We start from the raw sequence: 19,871 nt of genomic DNA, 5'->3' as shown, positions 1-19,871 counted from the left end.
AGAGGTGCCATCGATGTCCAGGTTCCGTCTCCTCCGGGTGTCGGCCGCCGCCGTCACCCTGCTCGTCGGCGGTGGTACCGCCGTCGCGACACCGGCTCCGCCGCCGACCGCTCCCACGGTGACGTCGGTCGAGGTGGTGGCGCCGGCCACCCCTGGTCACTGCCCCGACGACGACGGCGTCACCGTCATCGTCGACTTCCAGGAACTCTCCACCGCCGACCCCCTCGTCGCCTGCGCCCCCGGCCCCCAGGAGACCGGCCTCGACGCCCTCGAGAACGCCGGCTTCGAGGTCACCGGGACCGACCGCTGGGGCAAGTCCTTCATCTGCCGCATCAACGGACTGCCCACCCCCGACACCGAGGACTGCGTCGACACCCCGCCCGCCCACGCCTACTGGTCCTACTGGCACGCCCCCAACGGGGGCGACTGGGAGTACAGCAGCCACGGCGCCACCTTCCGCACCCCACCACCCGGCAGCTTCGAAGGCTGGTCCTTCGCCCTCGACCGCGACTTCGACGACAACCCGCCCCCACGGCTCGACCCGGTACGCCCGGTCGTGGTGGAGGAGCCCACCGAACCGACCCCGACCCCGCCCACGGCGACGGGGACGCCGGTCCCGGAGCACACGGCCGCCTCGGACGTCGCCGGCGCACTGGACGCCCCACCACCCAACCCGCACCGGGGGCAGGCGGTGGCGGCCGGCCGGTGGCTGGCGGAGGAACTGGTCGACGGTCGGATGCCCGGGTTCGTCGGGGCCGACTGGGGACTGACGATCGACGCGCTGCTGGCCCTCGCGGCCACGAACGCCGACCCCGCCGCGGTCGAGGAGGCGGCCGACGCCGTGGCCGCGAACGTCCGCTCCTACAACAGCCACGACGACTGGGGAGTGCCCGGTGTGCGCGTCGCGGGCGCCACCGCGAAAATCCTGGTCGCGGCCGTCGCCGCTGACCGGGACCCCACCGACTTCGGCGGCCACGACATGCGCCGGGAGACGTTGGACCTGATCGCCGGCCCGGATGCGGGGGTCCAGGAGGGGCGGTTGAAGGACCAGGGGACGGCCGACCAGTCCAACACCTTCGGGCAGTCCCTCGGCGTGATCGGCCTGGCCCGCAGCGGCGGGGTCCCGCAGTCCGCCGTGGACTTCCTCATCCGCCAGCAGTGTTCCTCCGGTGGGTTCCGGCTGTCACCCGAACTGTTCGGCACACCGTCGGCGTCCTGCGACTCCTCCCCGGACGCGGTCCTCGACCCGGACTCCACCGCGATGGCGGTGCAGGCGCTGTTGGCCGCCGACGAGGCGGGCGCCGAGCACGCCGGTGCGGCCGCGGCCAGGGGCGCGGGATGGCTGGCCTCGGTGCAACGGGACGATGGTTCCTTCGGGGGGTCCGGCCCCACGGCCGGGTCGAACACGAACAGCAGCGGATTGGCGGGGCAGGCGTTGGCCGCCGCCGGCCTGCGGGACGCCGCCGACGAGGCGGCCGACTACGTCGCCGAACTCCAGTTGACCGAGGGGAACGCGGGTGCGGCCTCGGCCGACCGTGGCGCGATCGCCTACAACCCGGGCTCCTTCGCGTCCGCCGTCGCCGACGGCGTGACCGACATGGCCCGCGACCAGTGGCGGCGGGCCACCGCCCAGGCCGTGCTCGCGTTGGCGAAGGTCCCGCTGGGTGAATCGGGGAAGGAGGAGCCGGGACCTCCGCCCCCGAGCACCTCGCAGCCGACGACGCCGTCGGCACCGGAAACCTCGCACACGCCACCGCCCGGTTCCTCGCCGGCCCCGACGTCCTCGGAGCCGGTCACCTCCCAGCCCACCGGTACCGCTCCCCCGCCCGTCGACCCCGCCGGGGTCGACCCGAAGTCCCCGCCACCGCTGGCCAGGACCGGTGCCGACGTCGGGGTCGCCGTGGCGTTGCTGGGGGCCCTGCTGCTCGGCGGTGCCGCGCTCCTGTGGATGTCCCGCCGACGGATCGGGAGCAGCTGATGGGACGACGCCCACTTCGTCGGAGCCCGGCCGCCGTCGCGCTCGCCGTCGCGCTGTCGGTCGGTCTGACCGTCGGGCCGGCGGCGGTGGTGGCCCACGGGGAGTCCACCGGTCCGCGACCGACGTCGGTCGCCCCGACGTCCGGCTCCGCCGGCTACTGCCCCGACGCCAACGGCGTCACCGTGGTCATCGACTTCCAGGAACTCGGTGGGCAGACGATCATCCGCTGCGCACACGGCGACCAGGCCACCGGTCACGCCGCGCTCCGCAACGCCGGGATCAACATCACCGGGACGAACCGGTGGGGCGAGGCCTTCATCTGCCGGATCGAGGGCCTGCCGGTCCCCGAGGCCGAACCGTGCATCGACACGCCACCTGCCACCGCCTACTGGTCCTACTGGCACTCACCCAACGGCGGGGCCTGGGAGTACAGCCAGTGGGGGGTCATGAACCGCAAACCTCCGCTGGGCAGCTTCGAGGGCTGGTCGTTCTCGTTGAACCGCACCGAGACCACGAACCCGCCGCCCCGGGTGGCTCCTCGGCGTCCGGCCGCGCCCCCACCGCCGCCTCCGGCTCCCGACCAGCCCGCCCCGCCACCGCAGGAGCCGGAGCCGGAGCGTCCCGTACGGCCGCCGGCCGAGCAGGGAGGCGCCCACGGCGGCACCGAGGAGGCCCCGAGCGGGGCCGAACGCACCGGAACGGTCTTCGAGTTCGAACCATCGCCCGAACCCGGATCCCCGTCGCGGTCGGGGACGGCGACCCCGTCGGGCTCCACCGAGCCCAGCTCCGAGCCCTCCGCCGGGGCCGGCGCCACCTCGTCCGTGGCCGGTGCCTCGGCGTCACCGGGACCGCCCGGCTCCCCGGCGGGTGCGGATCCCGGATACCCCGACCCCCTGGCCGACCGGGCCGACACCGGCGCCTCCTCGGGGATCCCACCGGCGACCCTGTTGGGGCTGGCCGCCGTGGTGGTCATCGTGGCGGCGGGCACGGCGACGGCGGTACGGCGACGACGCGCCGAACAGCACCACCCGTGACGCTCGGGTTCCCCGATCGACGCCGGCTCCCGAGGACGCTGCACCCGGGAGCGTGGTGGCTGTGGGCTCTCGGGCTGGCCACCGCGGCCAGCCGGACGACGAACCCGCTGCTGCTGGTCCTGATCATCGCCGTCGCCGGGCTCGTGGTGGCCCGCCGGCGGGGTGACGCGCCGTGGGCGTTGGCGTTCCGGCTGTACCTGCTGCTGGGCGCGTTCATCGTGTTCTCCCGGGTGCTGTTCCGGGTGATCTTCGGTGGCGGGCAGGGAGATCACATCCTGTTCACCCTGCCCGAGATCCCCCTACCCGCGTGGGCGGCCGGCATCCGCCTGTTCGGGCCGGTGGCGGTGGAACAGCTGCTCGGCGGCTTCTACGACGGGCTGCGGTTGGCCACCATGGTGGTCTGCATCGGGGCGGCCAACGCCCTGGCCAACCCCAAAAGGCTGCTGAAGGCGGTCCCTGGCGCCCTGTACCAGGTGGGTTCGGCCGTCGTGGTCGCCCTCTCGGTGGCTCCGCAACTGGTGGAGAGCGTGCTCCGGGTACGGCGGGCGCGGCGGCTGCGGGGTGGCCGCCAGCGGGGGATGCGGGCGTTGCGGGGCATCGTCATCCCGGTGCTCGCGGACGCGATGGACCGTTCGCTGGCCCTGGCCGCCGCGATGGACTCCCGGGGGTACGGCCGGGTCGGGGCGCTGTCCCGCCGGGCCCGGCTGGTGACCGGGGTGCTGGTGCTCGGCGGCCTGGTCGGGGTGTGCGTCGGGGTGTACGGGCTGATGGACGGGTCGACCCCCCGCCAGTTGGGGTTGCCGATGCTGGTGGCCGGCGCGGCGGTGGCGGCCGCCGGTCTGCTGTGGGGCGGCCGGCAGGTGCGGCGCAGCGTGCACCGCCCGGACCGGTGGCGGCTCGGGGAGGTCCTCGTCATCTGCTGCGGGGTCGGCGCCGGCGGCCTGCTCTACCTGACCAGCCAGGTCGACGCGGCGAACCTGTACCCGTCGCTGAACCCGTTGGCCTGGCCGGAGCTGGCGTTGTTGCCCTCGCTGGCCGTCCTGGTCGGGGTGCTGCCGGCGTGGCTGGCGCCGCCGCCGGAGCTGTCGTCGCCCTCGCCCGGCGACCCCGACGAGCACCGACCGGCTGGCAGCGGGGCTCCCGCCCTGGCCTGGCGGAGGACACCGGGAGGGGACGTGCGGCAGCCAGTGCCACCGTCGGCCACCCACGAGAGGACGACACCCTGATGATCGAGTTTGACCGGGTCACGGTCCACTACCCCGAGGCTCCCGGGCCCGCGCTCCGCGACGTGGAACTCACCGTCGGCGAGGGGGAGCTGTGCCTGGTGGTGGGCCGCACGGGCTCCGGGAAGTCCACCCTGCTCGGTGCGATCAACGGCCTGGTGCCCCATTTCACCGGCGGGCACCTGCACGGGGAGGTGCGGGTGGGTGGCGTGTCCACCGCGAGCCGACCACCCCGGGAGTTCGCGCACCTCGTGGGGCGGGTGGGGCAGGACCCGCTGGCGGGTTTCGTCACGGACACCGTCGAGGACGAGCTCGCCTACACGATGGAGCAGCTCGGGGTCCCGCCGGAGGTGATGCGCAAGCGGGTCGAGGAGACGCTGGACCTGCTGGGGATCGCCGAGCTGCGACGGCGTCCCCTGCGCACGCTCTCCGGTGGCCAGCAGCAGCGGGTGGCGATCGGGGCGGTCCTCACCGCCCACCCCGCCGTGCTGGTGCTCGACGAGCCCACCTCGGCGCTCGACCCGACCGCCGCCGAGGACGTGTTGGCGGCCATCACCCGGCTGGTGCACGACCTCGGGGTGACCGTGGTCGCGGCGGAGCACCGGATGGAACGGATCGTGCAGTACGCGGACCGGCTGGTTCACCTGCCCGGGGACGGCTCGGTGCTCGCCGGCGCGCCGCCGGAGATCCTCGACGTCTCCTCCGTCGCCCCGCCCGTGGTGGAACTGGGCAGGCTCGCCGGTTGGCGTCCGCTGCCGCTGTCGGTGCGGGACGCCCGACGGCGGGCGGCCGGGCTGCGGGACCAGCTGCGGGAGCGGCCGCGGCCGGCCCGGGGTCGGGCCGCCGTGGGCGTGGGTGACCGGCCGAGGCTGGTGGCGCGGCGGGTGGTCGTCCGCTACGGCCGGGTCCCCGCCGTCCGGGAGGTGTCGGTCGAGTTGGCCCCGGGGGCGGTGGTGGCTCTGATGGGGCGCAACGGTTCCGGGAAGTCCTCACTGCTGTGGGCGCTCCAGGGTTCCGGGCCACGTCAGGGAGGCACCGTCTCCGTCGACGGCACGGACCCGGCGAAGGTCAGCGCCGCCGAGGCGCGGGCGCTGGTGGGCCTGGTGCCGCAGACCCCGGGCGACCTGCTGTACCTGGAGACGGTGGCCGAGGAGTGCGAGCAGGCCGACCGGGAGTCCGAGGTCCCCGAGGGGACCTGTCGGCGGCTGCTCGACCGGTTGACCCCGGGCATCCGACCAGAAAGGCACCCGAGGGACCTGTCGGAGGGACAACGGTTGTCCCTGGTGTTGGCCGTGCAGCTGACCGCCGCGCCCGCCGTCGTGCTGCTGGACGAACCCACCCGAGGGCTGGACTACCACGCCAAGGCCAGTTTCGGCGACCTGGTGCGGGAGTTGGCCTCGGAGGGCAGGGCCGTGCTGCTGGCCACCCACGACGTCGAGTTCGTCGCCGGGGTGTCCGACCGGGTCGTGGTCCTCGCCGAGGGCGAGATCGTGGCGGACGGGCCGACCGCCGACGTGGTGGTCGCCTCCCCGGCGTTCGCGCCGCAGGTGGCGAAGGTGCTCAGCCCGCAACCCTGGCTGACCGTCTCCGAGGTGCGGGACGCCCTCGCGGGTGCGGAGGCCCGGGTATGACGGGGGCGGGTCGTCCCGAGGTGCCGGTCGACGACGCCACGGCGGACCCGGCCGCCCCGACCGGTCGCCCACCGGGTGCCGGCGGCGACGGGGCCAACGCGGACGGCACGACCACCGGTTCCGGTGCGGGGGGCGAGGACGGATCCGGGACGCCGGCCTCGGGTGCCACCGCTGGGCACCGGCGACCGGGACCGCGCCCACCGGCCTCACGGGAGGAGGAGCCGGCCCCCGGCGCGGGGGACGAGGAGGTCGCCGTCGCGCCGCCAGTGGAGGCGCGGGCGGCGGAACGGCGGGAACGCACGGGTGGCGGATCCACCGGCCTGGTCGGTTCCGGCGAGGGACCGGTCGACGCCGCCCCGCGACCGACCGAGGCCGGACCGCCCCGGGTGGTGCGGATCGCGCCGCGCACCGCCGTGGTCCTCGCCCTGGCCTCCCTGGCGGGCTTCGCGATGTTCTTCTGGCCCCTGTTCGCCGCCCCGGAACCGGAGGCGATGGCCCACAGCGCCGACGCTCCCCTGATCTTCGTCGTGGTGCTGCCGGTCCTCATCGGCATCGTGCTGGCCGAACTGTCGAGCGGGGGCATCGACTCGAAGGCCCTCGCGATGCTCGGCGTGCTGTCGGCGATCAACGCCGCCCTGCGCCCGCTCGGCGCGGGAACCGCCGGCATCGAGACGGTGTTCTTCATGCTGGTGCTGGCCGGCCGGGTGTTCGGGCCGGGTTTCGGGTTCGTCCTCGGGTCGACCTCGCTGTTCGCCTCGGCCCTGCTGACGGCTGGGGTGGGGCCGTGGCTCCCCTTCCAGATGCTCGCCTCGTCCTGGGTCGGCCTGGGTGCCGGGCTGCTCCCGCGCCGGGTCCGGGGGCGGGCGGAGATCGTGATGCTCGCCGGGTACGGGGCGTTCTCCGCCTACTTCTTCGGGTTCGTCATGAACATGTGGTTCTGGCCGTTCACCGCCGGCATCGACACCCAGCTGTCCTTCGTCGCGGGCGACCCGGTGCTGGAGAACCTGCACCGTTTCGTGGTCTTCACCCTCTACACCTCCACCTTCGGATGGGACACGGGACGTGCGCTGACCAACGTGCTCGCGATCGCGCTGATCGGCGGCGCCGTGCTCGCGGTGCTGCGGCGCGCCGCCCGGCGGGCGGCCTTCCACGCCCCGGCCACCTTCGACCGGGGTTGACCGCGTCTCCCGGAGCCGTCCGCCGAGTCCCCCGGCGCGCGGTGGTTCGGCCCCGGCGATCCGGGTGGCCCGTGGACGGCACGTCCCCCACGACCGGGGGCGGCGGGGCGCACCACCCGGCTCCGTGTCCCGACGTGGTCGCGGCACGCACCCGACGGCCGAGGTCCGGGCGCGACCGGGCGGCCCCGCCCTCCGGGTGGAGCAGGAGCGGGAATGGCCAAGGCCCCGGTAGGACGGGACCTACGTCCCTGATCACCGCGAGGGCGCTCTGGTTTGCTCGGATGTGCCGGCCGACGCGGAGGACGCGGTCCCGGACAGGCGGCAGGAGGTGGGACGGTGCGCGACCCCCAGCCACCCGCGCACCCCCGCGGCCCTGCCCGCCAGGCCCCCACCGGGACCACCGCGTCCGGCCGGTCCAACTTCCCGCCCCGGACGGGGTGCCCGCCATACCCGACGCAGGTCAACGGCCGGAACCGCCATCTGGCCGCGGGTGGGTGGGGCGGGTCACACCAGCCAGGACGGGCCCGATGCTCCCCCGTGAGGCCGTTGCCGCCGCTAGATAGGGTGCCCGGTATGAGCTCGCACTTTGACGTTGTGGTCCTGGGCGCCGGCCCGGGTGGCTATGTGGCCGCGATCCGGTCGGCCCAGCTCGGTCTGCGCACCGCGATCATCGAGGAGAAGTACTGGGGCGGCGTGTGCCTCAACGTCGGGTGCATCCCGTCGAAGGCGCTCCTGCGCAACGCGGAGCTGGCGCACCTGTTCCAGCACGAGGCCTCGACCTACGGGATCCGCACCGAGGGCCAGGTGACCTTCGACTACTCGGCGGCGTTCAAGCGCAGCCGGAACGTCGCGGAAGGCCGCGTCAAGGGCGTGCACTTCCTGATGAAGAAGAACAAGATCACCGAGTTCCAGGGGCGCGGCTCCTTCATCGACGCCAACACCATCGAGGTCACCACGGCCGGCGGCACCGAGACGGTCACCTTCGACCACTGCATCATCGCGGCCGGCGCCACCACCAAGCTGCTCCCCGGCACGTCGCTGAGCGAGCGGGTGGTGACCTACGAGGAGCAGATCCTCACCGAGGAACTGCCGGAGAGCATCATCATCGCCGGTGCGGGCGCCATCGGTGTCGAGTTCGCGTACGTGATGCACAACTACGGCGTGCACGTCACGATCGTGGAGTTCCTGGACCGGGTGGTGCCGAACGAGGACGCCGAGGTCTCCGCCGAGCTGAACAAGCGCTACAAGAAGCTGGGCATCGACATCCTCACCTCCACGCGGGTCGACGCGATCGACGACAGTGGCGCGAAGGTGAAGGTGACCGTCACCAAGGACGGCGCGCAGCAGGTGCTGGAGGCGGACAAGGTCCTCCAGGCCATCGGTTTCCAGCCTCGGGTGGAGGGCTACGGCCTGGAGAACACCGGTGTCGCCCTCACAGACCGGGGCGCGATCGACATCGACGGCCGGGGCCGGACCAACGTGCCGCACATCTTCGCGATCGGTGACGTCACCGCGAAGCTGATGCTGGCCCACACCGCCGAATCCATGGGTGTGATCGCCGCCGAGACGATCGGTGGCGCGGAAACCATGGAACTCGACTACCGGATGATCCCCAGGGCCACCTACTGCCAGCCGCAGATCGCCAGTTTCGGCTGGACCGAGGAGCAGGCCCGGGAACAGGGCTTCGACGTCAAGGTCGCGAAGTTCCCGTTCATGGCCAACGGCAAGGCGCACGGCCTGGGCGACTCCGGTGGCTTCGTGAAGATCCTCAGCGACGCCACGCACGGCGAGCTGCTCGGGGCGCACCTCATCGGCCCGGACGTCACCGAGCTGCTGCCCGAGCTGACGCTGGCCCAGCAGTGGGACCTGACGGTGCACGAGATCGCCCGGAACGTGCACGCCCACCCGACGCTGGGTGAGGCCGTCAAGGAGGCCGTCCACGGCCTCGCCGGCCACATGATCAACTTCTGAGCGGTTCCGCGTTCCCCTGCGGCCGGGCCTCCCGGCCGCAGGGGAGCCGGAGGACCGTCGGCCCGCGGCGGTCCGGCTCCGTCCTCGCCCGGGAGATCGTCCCAGCGCGACGTCCACCCCACCAGCCGGCTGTGCGGGACGACGCCTGAGCCGCCGCCCAGCAGGGCAGCGCCCGTCGAGGTCCGCACCGCTGTCGGCGTCGGCGGCGCACCAACGAGCGGGAGCTGGCGCACGACGGCGTGACTGGTCACGATCCGTCGATGGCCCCGGGAGGACGGGGAACACCGGCGGGTCCTCGTCGTGGGTCGAACCGCCGGGTCACGAGTTCAAGGCTCGACGCCCCACACCGCCGGGTGCCGGGCCCCTCGCTGCCAGCCGGTCGCCTCGGCCGGCACACGTGACCACGCTCCGAACGGGACCGAGGCGTGCTGGCGGAACCGGACCCCCACGTTCACACCCGCCCGTGGACTCCGTCGCTCAGAAGTAGGCGTGCACCGTGTAGCCGTAGTGGCTGACCATCCTGCCCACCCGAACGGGGTGCGCCACCGGGAGCGGTTCTCCGCGCAGCGGCGGGATGCGCACGGTGTCCCAGTGGGGCTGGGCGTCCTCGCCCAGCTCGGCCAGTTCGATGCGCTCGTCCTCCTCACCGGCCTGGAAGGTCATCAGCGTGGTTCCGGCCAGCGACCCGTAGGTGTGGAAGAAGCGGTCGCAGGCCCACCTGAGCTCGTCGGGGTCGGTCACCACGAGTTGTTCCACGTAGCTGACCGCTCCGCTCCCGGTGTCGACCTCGACGAGGTACCAGCTGTAGCGGGACTGGCGCAGCTCGTCGGCCGACGGCTCCTCGTCGCTGGCGGCGGCGCGCAACGCCGCCAGTCCTGCGGAGGCCGCCGGGTCGGCGACGTTGACGTCCAGCACCCGGTCGTAGAGGGCGAGGGCCTCGCTCCGCCGACGTTCGACACCGTCCCGCGCCGACTCCTCCCCCAGGGTCAGGTCGGTCTCGTGGATGGCGTCGATCTGCTGCACGAGGCGACTGGCCAGCAGGTTCGTGGTCACGCTGTCACCCGGGCGTTCCCGCAGCGCGGCCCGCAGCCACCGTTCGCTGGGCCACAGGTCCTCGACGTCGTCCGCGTCGGAGAGCGCGGGACGCACGCACAGCAGCCGCCCCAGTTCGGCCGCGGCCCCGGCGTCCCCGGACTCGGCCTCGGCGCGCAGCGCGACAACTCTCTGCTCGATGTCCGCCATGACCCAGCACGCTACCGGCCGGAAAACGCCCCCGACGGGCGGACACTCCCGCCGGCGATCATGTCCTCCCGCCGCGCGCCCGGAAACTCGGTGGTCGCGGAGCCCCTCCCTGCCTACGGTGGCGGTCATGACGGACGTGGTGCGCACCGACCGCCTCCTCCTCAAACCCTACGTGCGGGAGGACGAGGAGAGCTTCGTCCGGCTCTTCCAGGACGAGGAGGTCGTCCGGTACGTGGGCGACGGCCTCCAGACCGAGGCGGCGGACCGCGCGCTGTTCCACCGCGTCCTCACCGACGTGTACCCGACTCGCCGGTTCGACGTCTGGGCGGTCTGGCTCGACGGTGCGCACGTCGGCCACGCCGAGCTCAAGCCCTGCTCGCGCGCGGAGGGCCACGAACTGATCTACGCGCTCGCCCGTGCGGTCTGGGGGCGGGGTCTGGGCCGGGAGCTTGTCGGCGGGCTGCTGCGGCAGGCCTTCGCGGTACGCCGCCTCCCCGAACTGCACGCCACCGTCGACGTCCTGAACACCCGATCGCTGGTCGTGCTGGCCGCCGCGGGCTTCGAGGCCGTCCGGGACTTCACCGAGGAGGGTGGTGGGATCACCCGGCTGCTCACCGTGCGCCGGGGTCGGATCCCCGAGCAGGCGCCCCCGGAGGACGCTCCCCTGCCCGCGGGGCCGTGAGGCGGGGCCGTCCGCCCGACGGTGGCGGGCTCGACCTCCGGTGGGAGCGGCCAGCGCCTCGCCGGCCGCGCTGACTGGGGCTGACCGGCGGGGACCGGCACCGGGAATCGTCGCCGGCGCGCCGGTGACCTCGTCCCGAGCGGGGCCAACGCCCCGGGCGGGCACGGCCGGGAACGGCGCGCGGGTTGCCGGGACGGGCGTCCCGGAGCACCCGTGATGTTCCGTGCGGGGCGACTCGGGTGGCGACGCGAGCCCGACCGGCCTGCGAGACTGGTGGTCATGACGACCGCCGAGGACACCCGCCTCGTCCTGTGGGACATCGACCACACGCTGATCGAGAACCGGGGCTTCGGCCGGCTGGTGTACGAGCGGATCTTCCCGCGGGTGGTGGGACGGCCGCTGCGCGCCCTGGCCGACGTGCACGGTCGCACCGAGTTGGACATCATCCACGACACCCTCGCCCTGCACGGGCTGGAGCCCACCGAGGACCTGGTCGCCCGGCTGTCCGCCGCGCGCACCGCCGCCTACCGGGAGGGGGAGGGGGAACTCGCGGCACTCGGCTGGGCGCTGCCAGGGGCGGAGGCGGCCCTGCGGTCGTTGGCGGCCGACCCCCGCGTCCACCAGAGCGTGCTGACCGGCAACACCCTGGAGGTCGCCGAGGTGAAACTGCGTGCCTTCGGCCTCGACGGCCTCCTGGACCTGGCCAGCGGTGCCTACGGCGACGACGCGCACGACCGGGCGGAGCTGGTGGGGATCGCCCGCCGCCGCCACCGGGCGGTCACGGGTCGCACCGCCACCGAGGAGACCTCGGTGCTGGTCGGTGACACCCCGCACGACGTGCTCGCGGGGCTGCGGGGCGGAGCCAGGGTGGTCGGGGTGGCGACCGGCGTCTACTCGGTCGCCGACCTGCGGGACGCGGGGGCCGTGCGCGTGCTGGCGAACCTGGAGGACCTGGCCCTGGTGCGGGAGGCGATCCTGACGGCCTGAGCGCCGTCGGCCGGAGCCCGCGGGCGGCGGGGTGCGCTGGCGGGTTCGGTGGGGGTTGGGGGCGGCGGGGTCCCGACTGCCGAGGGGAACGCTCGCCCAGCACGGGGGCGGGACGGCCGTCGGGGGCGGCACCCGCCTCCTGGTCCGGGCGGACCGCTGGTGGCCTCGGTGACCGAGCCCGTCACGCTGACCAGCGCCTCGGAGTGCGTCGTTCCGCCGACCCAGCGCGGGGACGACACCGAACGGTGGATAGTCGGGGAGCCCGCTCCCGTCTACCGTGGGAGCGGTCAACGGCGCGCCGACCTCGTGCTGTCCTCCCCCAGCCGCCGGTCGCATCCGTGACGAGGTTCGGCCAGTCCACGCTCCGCGCCGGCGGATCACCGCGCCCGCCGCTGGGCGCCGGCTGGCGGAACACGCATCGAGTCGCTCCGCTTCCCCGCGTGGTCGCGTGGGGACCGCTCGTCGGGAGGATCCACATGCGATTCCGCATCCGCCGCCAGGCACTCGTGATCGCCGTCGCCGTGGTCGCCGTCCTGCTCACCCCCACCGCCCAGGCCAACGTCGTGGACCCGCCGCCCGGTGCCCTCGGGATGTCCGCTCCCGCATGCTCCGAGGAGGACTGCCTCGGGCAGGACCCGCTGGTCACCCGGTGCGCCTCCGATGCCTACACCCCGAAGAACGGGTGGCGGGACCTCGCCGGCGGCGGGTATCTCGAACACCGGTACAGCCCCCGCTGCCACGCCTCGTGGACGCGGGTCTCCCGGTCGACCAACGGAGACGTGATCAGCGTGGAGAACACCCAGGAGCGGCGGCACGGGGCCACCATCGCGACGTCGGGGGTGACCGAGTGGACGGGCATGGTGCCCAACCGGTGGGGGCTGGACGAGGCGCGGGCCTGCGCGTTCTCCCGCCAGGTGCCGACCTGCACGGACTGGTACTGATCCACCTCCGGCACGGTCGGCGGCGCGGCGCATCCGTCCATGCCTGGTGGTTCGAGGTCCGGCCGCCGTACCCGACGGGCGCCCACCCGCCGCGCCTCGGGCCGCGGGCTGAACCGGCGACGGGCCGGCCGGTGGGCCGGAACCACGTGGGGAGGGCTCCCGGCCGGAGGTCACGCTTCCGGTGCCCTCGGGCAGGGAGCTCGCGCTCCGCCGGCCCGGCGGGCGGTCAGGGGGCGAGCAGCACGCTGGTCGTGGCCGCGGCGAAGAGCACCACCGCGAGGAACAGCGCACTCCGCCACGGCACGTCCACGGTTCGGGTGAGCGGCCGCTCGGGACGGCCTCTGGCCGCCTTCCTGGCCTGTTCGGCGGCCTCGGCGACCGCGTTCTGGAGGCGTCGGCCGCTCAGGCTGCTGGCCATCGAGTAGGCCGTGATCGTCGGTTTGACCACGCTGCCGTCGCGCAGCCGCACCGCGACGTCATCCGCCGCGTCGACGGCCCGGACCTCGGACCACGGTATCCAGTACCGGACCAGCGAGTTCACCACCAGCAGGCCCCGCTCCCGCACCTCGACCCGGTTCTTGGCCCCCAGGACCAGCACCAGCAGGACGGCCAGCGCGACCACACCGGCGAAGGCGAAGACGTCGGCGACCGGCAGGTTGGGGGAGATCAGCGAGAGCAGGCCCCACAGCCCGAGCAGTACGGCGAAGGCCGCCGCCAGCCAGGACACCAGGGCGGTGCTCCACCGCCAGAACACGGCGATCCTCCTGCCAGCGGCCTCGTCGTGCCGGGACCCGCGGATGGTCCACTCCGCGAACGCGCGCAGCGCCGAGCCGGGTTCCGACGCCATCGGGCCACTCCTCTCCTCAGCCCTTGTTGCGCTGCTTGCGCTCCCGCACCCGAACCGACAGCCGAACGGGGCTTCCGGAGAACCCGAAGGTCTCCCGGAGCTTGCGTTCCAGGAACCGCCGGTAGCCGGCCTCCAGGAAACCCGTCGTGAAGAGCACGATCGTCGGCGGCCGCGTCTGCGCCTGGGTGGCGAAGAGGACCTTGGGCTGCCGGCCACCTCGAACGGGTGGCGGAGTGGCGGCGATGATCTCGTTCAACCACGCGTTGAGCTGGCCGGTGGGCACCCGGGTGTCCCAGGACTCCAGCGCCCGGTCCAGCACGGGGGCGAACTTGCCGACGGCGCGTCCCGTCCTGGCGGAGATGTTCAGCCGCTCCGCCCACGGGACCCGGACCAGGCCCCGGTCCAGCTCGCGCTCCAGCTGGTGGCGCCGGTCGTCGTCGACGAGGTCCCACTTGTTGAACGCGAGCACCAGGGCTCGGCCCGCCTCCACGATCTGCGTGATGACCCGCAGGTCCTGCTCGGTCACCGGTTCGCTGGCGTCGAGCAGGACGATGACGACCTCGGCCGCGTCGATGGCGGCCTTGGTCCGCAGCGACGCGTAGTACTCGGTCCCGCTCGCGGTGTTGACCCGTTTGCGGAGGCCGGCGGTGTCGACGAAACGCCAGGGGCGTCCCTCGATCTCGATCAGTTCGTCGACCGGGTCGACCGTGGTCCCGGCGACCGAGTCGACGACCACCCGCTGTTCCCCGGCGAGCCGGTTGAGCAGGCTCGACTTGCCCACGTTGGGCTTGCCGACGAGGGCCACCCGCCGGGGGCCGCCGGGCTGCCCTCCGAAGGTGTCCCGGGGGGTGGTGGGCAGGGCCTCCAGGATCGCGTCGAGCAGGTCGCCGGATCCCCGGCCGTGCAGGGCGCTGACCGGGAACGGTTCGCCGAGTCCGAGCCCCCACAGGGCCGCGACCTCGGCCATCGCCCGCTCGCTGTCGACTTTGTTCGCCGCCACCAGCACGGGCCGCTTGGAGCGCCGCAGCACCTTGGCCACGGCGTCGTCGGTCCCCGTCGCCCCGACGGTGGCGTCCACCACCAGGAGGATGGCGTCCGCGGTGCTCATGGCCAGTTCGGCCTGGGCGGCGACGGCCGCCTGGAGCCCGCTGGCGTCCGGTTCCCACCCGCCGGTGTCGACGACGGTGAAGCGGCGGCCGTTCCACAGCGCGTCGTAGGCGACGCGGTCCCGGGTCACACCCGGCGTGTCCTGCACGACGGCCTCGCGTCGCCCGAGGATGCGGTTGACAAGGGTGGACTTGCCGACATTGGGTCGCCCCACGACGGCCAGCACGGGTTGCGGCAGCGCTGACCCCTGGTCAGCGCTCTCGTCTCCGGCTTCCGCCGAGAGGTCCCAGTCGGCCTCGTCGGTCCAGCTACCGTCCAGGCCGGTCACGTTCGTTCTCCTCTGCTGCTGTCGGGGTGCCCCCCTCGCCCGCTCCGGCCCGCGGCCGCGGTCGCCGGCGGTCGAGTTCCCGCACCAGGCCCGCCAGTTCCTCGCGTACCCGTTCGGTGGCGGCGGTCAACCCCGCGCGCCCACGAGCGTCGGGCAAGGTTAGGGGCTGTCCGAACAATACGTGCACGGTCGGCCGCGGCCTACGCCCGGATCCTGCTTCGCGGCGGGTTCCGCGCAGGGCGACCGGCAGCACGACCGCGCCGCTCGACCGCGCGAGCCACGCGGCGCCGTGGTGGGCGTTGTCCACCGCTCCCGCGCCCCGCGTGCCCTCCGGGAACACGCCGACGACGCCACCGGCCCGCAGGCGGCGGACCGCCGTCAGCAGCACCTCCCGATCGGTCTGACCCCGGCGGACCGGCAGCTGGCCCAGCCTGCGGAGCAGCGCGCCCAGCGGCCCCCGGAACATCGACTCCTTGACGAGGAACACCGACGGGCGGGCGAGGAGACCGAACAACAGGGGGCCATCGGCGAAGGACGTGTGGTTGGCCACGACCACGACCGGCCCGCTGGCGGGTAACCGGTCCTCACCGTTGACGAGGATGCGGTAGCCGATTCCGCCACCGAGGCGGCCCACCCACCGTCCGGCGCGGTACCAGCCGGCCGAGCCGCCCTCCGGCACCCCGTCTCCCGGACCGTCCCCCAGCGCCGACCAGCGCTGCCACGGGCGCCGGTTCACCGCGTGCCCCCGGTGGCGGTGTCGGCCAGCAGCTCACGCTGTTCCACCAGTTCCCGCAACCGGGAGAGCACCCCGCTGACGTCCAGGTCGGAGGTGTCGACCTCCACCGCGTCCGGGGCGGCCCGCAGCGGAGCGACGGCGCGCGTGGAGTCGAGGGTGTCCCGCCGTTCCACGTCGGCCTGGGTGGCGGTGAGCGTGGCCCGCCGCCCCGCGGCGCTGTCCTGGACGCTCCGACGGCGGGCCCGGACCTCGACGCTCGCGGTCAGGAACACCTTCAACCCGGCGTCGGGGACGACCTCGGTACCGATGTCCCTGCCCTCCACGACGACGCCACCGACGGTGCTCAGCGCCTCGCGGATCAGGGAGCGCTGGTGTCCCACCAGCCTCGTGCGCACCGTGGGCACCGCGGACACCGCGGAGACGGCGCCGGTGACCTCCGGGCCACGGATCTCGGCGCTGACGTCCTCGCCGTCGAGGGCCACCGTGGGGTGGCTCGGGTCGGTCCCCACCCGCAGGTCGGCCGCCGTCACGACCTCGGTGACGGCCGCCGGGTCGTCCAGGGGGGCCTCAGCCCGCAGGACGGCCAGGGTGGCCGCCCGGTACATGGCCCCCGTGTCCAGGTAGCGGGCGGTGTAGCCGACCGCCAGTTGACGGGCCACCGTCGACTTCCCGGTGCCGGATGGCCCGTCCAGCGCCACCACGCCGCGCAGTTGCCCGCTGTCCACTCGTGCTCCTCATCGCCGTCACCGACCCGTGTTGGTCGGCCCCCATTCTGCCCGCCCGCCGGGGGTGGCCGTCAGGGCTCCGCACGGGTCGGCGACGGCGGGCGCGTCAGGAGGACGCGCTGGTCGAGGCCGGCTCCTTCCGGTCGGCCGCCCCGGAGCCCTCCTCGCTCCGATGGCCGCCCTCGGCGTCGAGCTTCATCAGCTCGTCCATGTCCACGAGCTTGGGGTTGTCGAGCACCTTCGCGAGTCGCTCGCGGTCCAGATCACCCTGCCAGCGGGCGATGGCGAGGGTCCCGATGCCGTTGCCGGTGAGGTTGGTCAACGCGCGCCCCTCGGACATGAACCGGTCGATGCCCACGATCAGTGCGATGCCGACCAGCGGGATGACGTCGTCGAAGGCCTGGAGGGAGGCGGCCAGGGTGATCAGGCCAGCACCGCTGACGCCGGCGGCACCGTTGCTGGAGACGAGCATGAACAGCAGGATCGCGATCTGCGTCCAGACGGAGACCTCGTTGCCGGTGGCCTGGGCGATGAACATCGCGCCCATGGTCATGTAGACGGCGGTGCCGTCGAGGTTGAAGGAGTAGCCGGTGGGGATGGTCAGGCCGACCACCGACTTCTTCGCGCCGGCTGCCTCCAGCTTGACCAGCATCCTGGGCAGCACCGACTCGCTGGAGGAGGTGCCGAGCACGATCAGCAGCTCGTCCTTGATCAGGCGGATGTACTTGAGGAGGCTGAAGCCGGCCAGGCGGCAGACCGTGCCGAGCACGAGGAAGACGAACAGGACGCAGGTCAGGTAGAAGCTGAGCATGAAGTAGGCCAGGCTGCCCAGGATCTGCTCGCCGTAGCGGCCGATGGTGAAGGCCATGCCACCGAAGGCGCCGATGGGGGCGGCCCACATCACGATCTTGATGATGCCGAAGAACACCCGCGAGGTGGTGTCGAGCGCGCGGATCACCGGCTCGGCGCGGGTACCCAGCATGGACAGCGCGACCGCGACGAGGATGGCCAGGACCAGGACCTGGATGAGCTGGCCGTCGACGAACGCGGAGAAGAACGAGTCCGGCACCATGCTGAGGAGGAAGGAGGTGAAGCCCTCCGCCTCGGTCGCCGCGGCGGCGTCGAGGGTGCTCTGGGCGGCCGACTCGTCGAGTTCCATGTCGAGCCCGGCGCCCGGCCTCAGCAGGTTGATGGTCACCAGGCCGATGCCCAGGGCGAACACCGTGGTGATGTTGAAGTACAGCACCGTCTTCAGCGCCAGGCCGCCCGCCTTGGCGAGGTTGCCGAGGCTGGCGATCCCGACGACCACCGTGCAGAAGATGGTGGGCGCGATGACGACCTTGACCAGCTTGATGAAGAAGTCGGCGAGCCACTTCATCTCGGACGCCTGCGCGGGGAAGGCGATCCCGACTCCGACGCCGAGGGCGATCGCGATCAGCACCCAGAAGTAGAGGTGGTGGTAGATGCGCTTCTTCTTCGGCTTGGTGGGGGCGTTCGCCGCAGTGCCCGCCACGGCGGTATCCACTGCCGACGACATCGCGTCGTCAGGCGATGCCCCCTCTTTCCTCTTCCTGTCGTCGGCAGACACGAATCCTCCTTGATCTGTCGTCCGGGACAAGGAGTGATCCTGAGCACAGGGGTAACACCAGGCAAGAAACGCACACGAAACTTCAGATTCGCTTGACATAACGCGCACACCAGGTGATGGAGTGGTCGCTCCTGGTGTCGCTCGCCCACGGAGTGGTCGTCGTGCGTGCCTGAGCGTGTTCGCCGGCACCGTGTGCCCCGCCGAACGGGTTAACCTGCCGTGGTGCCCAGGAACCAGCCTCGCTCCGCGGCGCCGTCGCTGTCCCGTCGTTCCCTGCTCCGCCTCGGCGCGGTCGGCGGAACGGCGTTGACCCTGGGCCTCCCTGGGTGCTCCGCCGGCGGCCGTGGGTTCCCTCCCCGGCTGGTCCTGGCGACCGGACCGGAAGGTGCCGTGTTCCGGGAGATCGGCGGGGCGCTGGCGGAGGCGTTGGACCAGCGGATGCCGGACACCGATGTGGAGGCGTTGCCGAGCAGCGCGAGCGTGGACAACCTCTCGCTGTTGTCCTCCGACGACGCGCAGCTCGCGTTGTGCAGCCTGGACGCGGTGGTGGGAGCCGAAGGCCGCCCCGCGGACTCGGTCTCGGCGATCGGCCGGCTCTACGACAGCTTCCTCCAGCTGGCGGTGCTGAACGGGTCGCCGGTGCGGAACCTGTCCGATCTGGCGGGCCTGCGGGTCTCGATCGGGGCGTCCGGTTCCGGCACCGAGTTCATCGTGACCCGACTGCTCGACCTCACGGGGGTCGAGGTGGAGAAGCTCCCACTCCCCCAGGCGATGTCCGCCGCCTCCCTCGCGGGTGGGGAGATCGACGCCGCCTTCACCCTCACCGGCATCCCCACCCCGGCTCTCACCACCCTCGCCGGGGTCGCCCCCTTCCGCCTGGTGCCCCTGGACGAGGAGGCCGACCGGATGGCCGACGCCCACCGTGGCGCCTACATCCCGGCGACGGTCCCCGCCACCACCTACCACCGGGTGCCGCCCTGTCCGACGGTGGCCGTACCGAACGTGCTCCTGGTCAGGAACGACGTCGCGGACCAGGTGGCCACCCTGGTCACCGAGGTGGTGTTCACCGAGTCGGGCCGGATCGCGGCCAACCGCCCCGAGGCGGCGCGGATCAACGTGCGCACCGGGATCGCCACCGGTCCCGTGCCCCTGCACCCGGGGGCGCGGGACTGGTTCGAGGACGCCAAGCGGTGAGGGCGGCCGGCGGGCTGCCGGTCGGTGCGCCCGAGTGGTGGCCGTCGACGCCGGCAGGCGCCCAGCGGGAGCCGGCACCGGCGGGAGCCCCGAGGCCCCCTCCCGGCAGGCGCGGGAGGGAGTTCGACCGCCCGCTCGGCCGGAGACGCGCCGGCCGGGGTTCGACGGGTGCCGTCCACTCGCTGACCCCCGGTCCCACGACTCCCGGGTGGTCCGCCGCCCAGCCGAGCACGACGACGTCGGGGCGGCCCTGGACGGGCACGGTCACGGCATCAGGCCTTCCCGCGCGGCGGCGTGGACGGTGGGAAGGACGAGCGCGCCCCCGCCAGCGGCCCCGGGGTGCGGGGACGTCGCCGGCCGACGCCCCTGCCCGCCCGGGCCCGGTGGGTCGGCACACCCGCCCCGCCGTTCCTCGACCCCGGTCGCCGGCGAGCCCCACCCGGGTCGTCGCAGCGGGGGCGGGTGGGTACCGTCCGACG

Annotated in this window: 17 protein-coding genes; 11 read left to right on the top strand and 6 right to left on the bottom strand. The window is 73.4% G+C overall.

Annotated elements, in window-relative coordinates:
* Positions 1-13: 13 nt before the first annotated feature.
* From C1701_RS20470 to lpdA, 6 genes are all read left to right on the top strand, one after another.
* On the top strand, positions 14-1,978 hold the full coding sequence (locus tag C1701_RS20470; protein ID WP_103056452.1) for an LPXTG cell wall anchor domain-containing protein: 1,965 nt from the start codon (positions 14-16) through the stop codon (positions 1,976-1,978).
* Positions 1,978-3,012, top strand: coding sequence for a hypothetical protein (locus C1701_RS20465; protein ID WP_103056451.1), 1,035 nt, complete (start codon positions 1,978-1,980; stop codon positions 3,010-3,012). Before C1701_RS20470 ends, C1701_RS20465 begins: the two co-directional genes overlap by 1 nt.
* Entirely contained in the window at positions 3,009-4,238 is a 1,230-nt protein-coding gene (locus tag C1701_RS20460) for a CbiQ family ECF transporter T component (protein ID WP_081715629.1), read from the top strand. Before C1701_RS20465 ends, C1701_RS20460 begins: the two co-directional genes overlap by 4 nt.
* Positions 4,238-5,866, top strand: a complete 1,629-nt coding sequence (locus C1701_RS20455; RefSeq protein ID WP_030225519.1) for an ABC transporter ATP-binding protein — start codon at positions 4,238-4,240, stop codon at positions 5,864-5,866. Before C1701_RS20460 ends, C1701_RS20455 begins: the two co-directional genes overlap by 1 nt.
* Positions 5,867-6,252: 386 nt before the next feature.
* Positions 6,253-7,044 (top strand): ECF transporter S component, encoded by a 792-nt coding sequence (locus C1701_RS20450; RefSeq protein ID WP_051314266.1) that lies wholly within the window; start codon positions 6,253-6,255, stop codon positions 7,042-7,044.
* A gap of 573 nt (positions 7,045-7,617) precedes the next feature.
* Positions 7,618-9,015: a dihydrolipoyl dehydrogenase gene (gene lpdA, locus C1701_RS20445; RefSeq protein ID WP_103056450.1), complete on the top strand. Its 1,398-nt coding sequence runs from the start codon at positions 7,618-7,620 to the stop codon at positions 9,013-9,015.
* A 477-nt stretch (positions 9,016-9,492) separates the two neighbouring features.
* On the opposite strand, the gene C1701_RS20440 is transcribed toward lpdA, so the two are convergent.
* Positions 9,493-10,257 carry a hypothetical protein gene (locus C1701_RS20440; protein ID WP_026420075.1) on the bottom strand — a complete coding sequence of 255 codons (765 nt, stop codon included), beginning with the start codon at positions 10,255-10,257 and terminating at the stop codon, positions 9,493-9,495.
* Between the two features lie 127 nt (positions 10,258-10,384).
* On the opposite strand from C1701_RS20440, the gene C1701_RS20435 reads away from it, so the two are divergent.
* The 4 genes from C1701_RS20435 to C1701_RS20420 all read left to right on the top strand — a co-directional run bounded on the left by C1701_RS20435 (position 10,385) and on the right by C1701_RS20420 (position 12,867).
* Positions 10,385-10,939, top strand: coding sequence for a GNAT family N-acetyltransferase (locus tag C1701_RS20435; RefSeq protein WP_026420074.1), 555 nt, complete (start codon positions 10,385-10,387; stop codon positions 10,937-10,939).
* A 279-nt stretch (positions 10,940-11,218) separates the two neighbouring features.
* Entirely contained in the window at positions 11,219-11,926 is a 708-nt protein-coding gene (locus tag C1701_RS20430; protein WP_026420073.1) for an HAD family hydrolase, read from the top strand.
* Positions 11,927-12,094: 168 nt separating this feature from the next.
* Positions 12,095-12,268 carry a hypothetical protein gene (locus tag C1701_RS20425; protein WP_155886229.1) on the top strand — a complete coding sequence of 58 codons (174 nt, stop codon included), beginning with the start codon at positions 12,095-12,097 and terminating at the stop codon, positions 12,266-12,268.
* A 134-nt stretch (positions 12,269-12,402) separates the two neighbouring features.
* The gene (locus C1701_RS20420) at positions 12,403-12,867 is read left to right on the top strand and encodes a DUF2690 domain-containing protein (protein ID WP_026420071.1); all 465 of its coding nucleotides are present in this window, start codon (positions 12,403-12,405) and stop codon (positions 12,865-12,867) included.
* Between the two features lie 226 nt (positions 12,868-13,093).
* On the opposite strand, the gene C1701_RS20415 is transcribed toward C1701_RS20420, so the two are convergent.
* The 5 genes from C1701_RS20415 to dctA all read right to left on the bottom strand — a co-directional run bounded on the left by C1701_RS20415 (position 13,094) and on the right by dctA (position 18,123).
* Positions 13,094-13,714 (bottom strand): hypothetical protein, encoded by a 621-nt coding sequence (locus C1701_RS20415; protein ID WP_026420070.1) that lies wholly within the window; start codon positions 13,712-13,714, stop codon positions 13,094-13,096.
* 16 nt (positions 13,715-13,730) lie between these two features.
* Entirely contained in the window at positions 13,731-15,149 is a 1,419-nt protein-coding gene (gene der / locus C1701_RS20410; RefSeq protein ID WP_026420069.1) for a ribosome biogenesis GTPase Der, read from the bottom strand.
* Entirely contained in the window at positions 15,130-15,885 is a 756-nt protein-coding gene (locus C1701_RS20405; protein ID WP_245588912.1) for a lysophospholipid acyltransferase family protein, read from the bottom strand. Before C1701_RS20405 ends, der begins: the two co-directional genes overlap by 20 nt.
* A complete protein-coding gene (gene cmk, locus C1701_RS20400) occupies positions 15,882-16,610 on the bottom strand; it encodes a (d)CMP kinase (protein WP_026420068.1) in 729 nt (242 codons plus the stop codon). The genes C1701_RS20405 and cmk overlap by 4 nt, the downstream gene beginning before the upstream one ends.
* 106 nt (positions 16,611-16,716) lie before the next feature.
* Entirely contained in the window at positions 16,717-18,123 is a 1,407-nt protein-coding gene (dctA, locus tag C1701_RS20395) for a C4-dicarboxylate transporter DctA (RefSeq protein WP_035274813.1), read from the bottom strand.
* A gap of 297 nt (positions 18,124-18,420) precedes the next feature.
* Here dctA and C1701_RS20390 point away from each other — a divergent pair, with 297 nt between their 5' ends.
* Positions 18,421-19,392: a TAXI family TRAP transporter solute-binding subunit gene (locus tag C1701_RS20390; RefSeq protein ID WP_337661846.1), complete on the top strand. Its 972-nt coding sequence runs from the start codon at positions 18,421-18,423 to the stop codon at positions 19,390-19,392.
* The last annotated feature ends 479 nt before the right edge of the window (positions 19,393-19,871 follow it).

This window comes from Actinoalloteichus sp. AHMU CJ021, from assembly GCF_002895405.1.
Lineage (GTDB): Bacteria > Actinomycetota > Actinomycetes > Mycobacteriales > Pseudonocardiaceae > Actinoalloteichus_B > Actinoalloteichus_B caeruleus.
This window is presented reverse-complemented; position numbering and strand designations above follow the sequence as displayed.

Coding starts and splice junctions, on each gene's coding strand:
- lpdA (WP_103056450.1), top strand. CDS start 7,618: ATGAGCTCGCACTTTGACGTTGTGGTCCTGGGCGCCGGCCCGGGTGGC.
- C1701_RS20465 (WP_103056451.1), top strand. CDS start 1,978: ATGGGACGACGCCCACTTCGTCGGAGCCCGGCCGCCGTCGCGCTCGCC.
- C1701_RS20455 (WP_030225519.1), top strand. CDS start 4,238: ATGATCGAGTTTGACCGGGTCACGGTCCACTACCCCGAGGCTCCCGGG.
- C1701_RS20415 (WP_026420070.1), bottom strand. CDS start 13,714: ATGGCGTCGGAACCCGGCTCGGCGCTGCGCGCGTTCGCGGAGTGGACC.
- C1701_RS20420 (WP_026420071.1), top strand. CDS start 12,403: ATGCGATTCCGCATCCGCCGCCAGGCACTCGTGATCGCCGTCGCCGTG.
- C1701_RS20470 (WP_103056452.1), top strand. CDS start 14: ATGTCCAGGTTCCGTCTCCTCCGGGTGTCGGCCGCCGCCGTCACCCTG.
- C1701_RS20430 (WP_026420073.1), top strand. CDS start 11,219: ATGACGACCGCCGAGGACACCCGCCTCGTCCTGTGGGACATCGACCAC.
- C1701_RS20440 (WP_026420075.1), bottom strand. CDS start 10,257: ATGGCGGACATCGAGCAGAGAGTTGTCGCGCTGCGCGCCGAGGCCGAG.
- C1701_RS20435 (WP_026420074.1), top strand. CDS start 10,385: ATGACGGACGTGGTGCGCACCGACCGCCTCCTCCTCAAACCCTACGTG.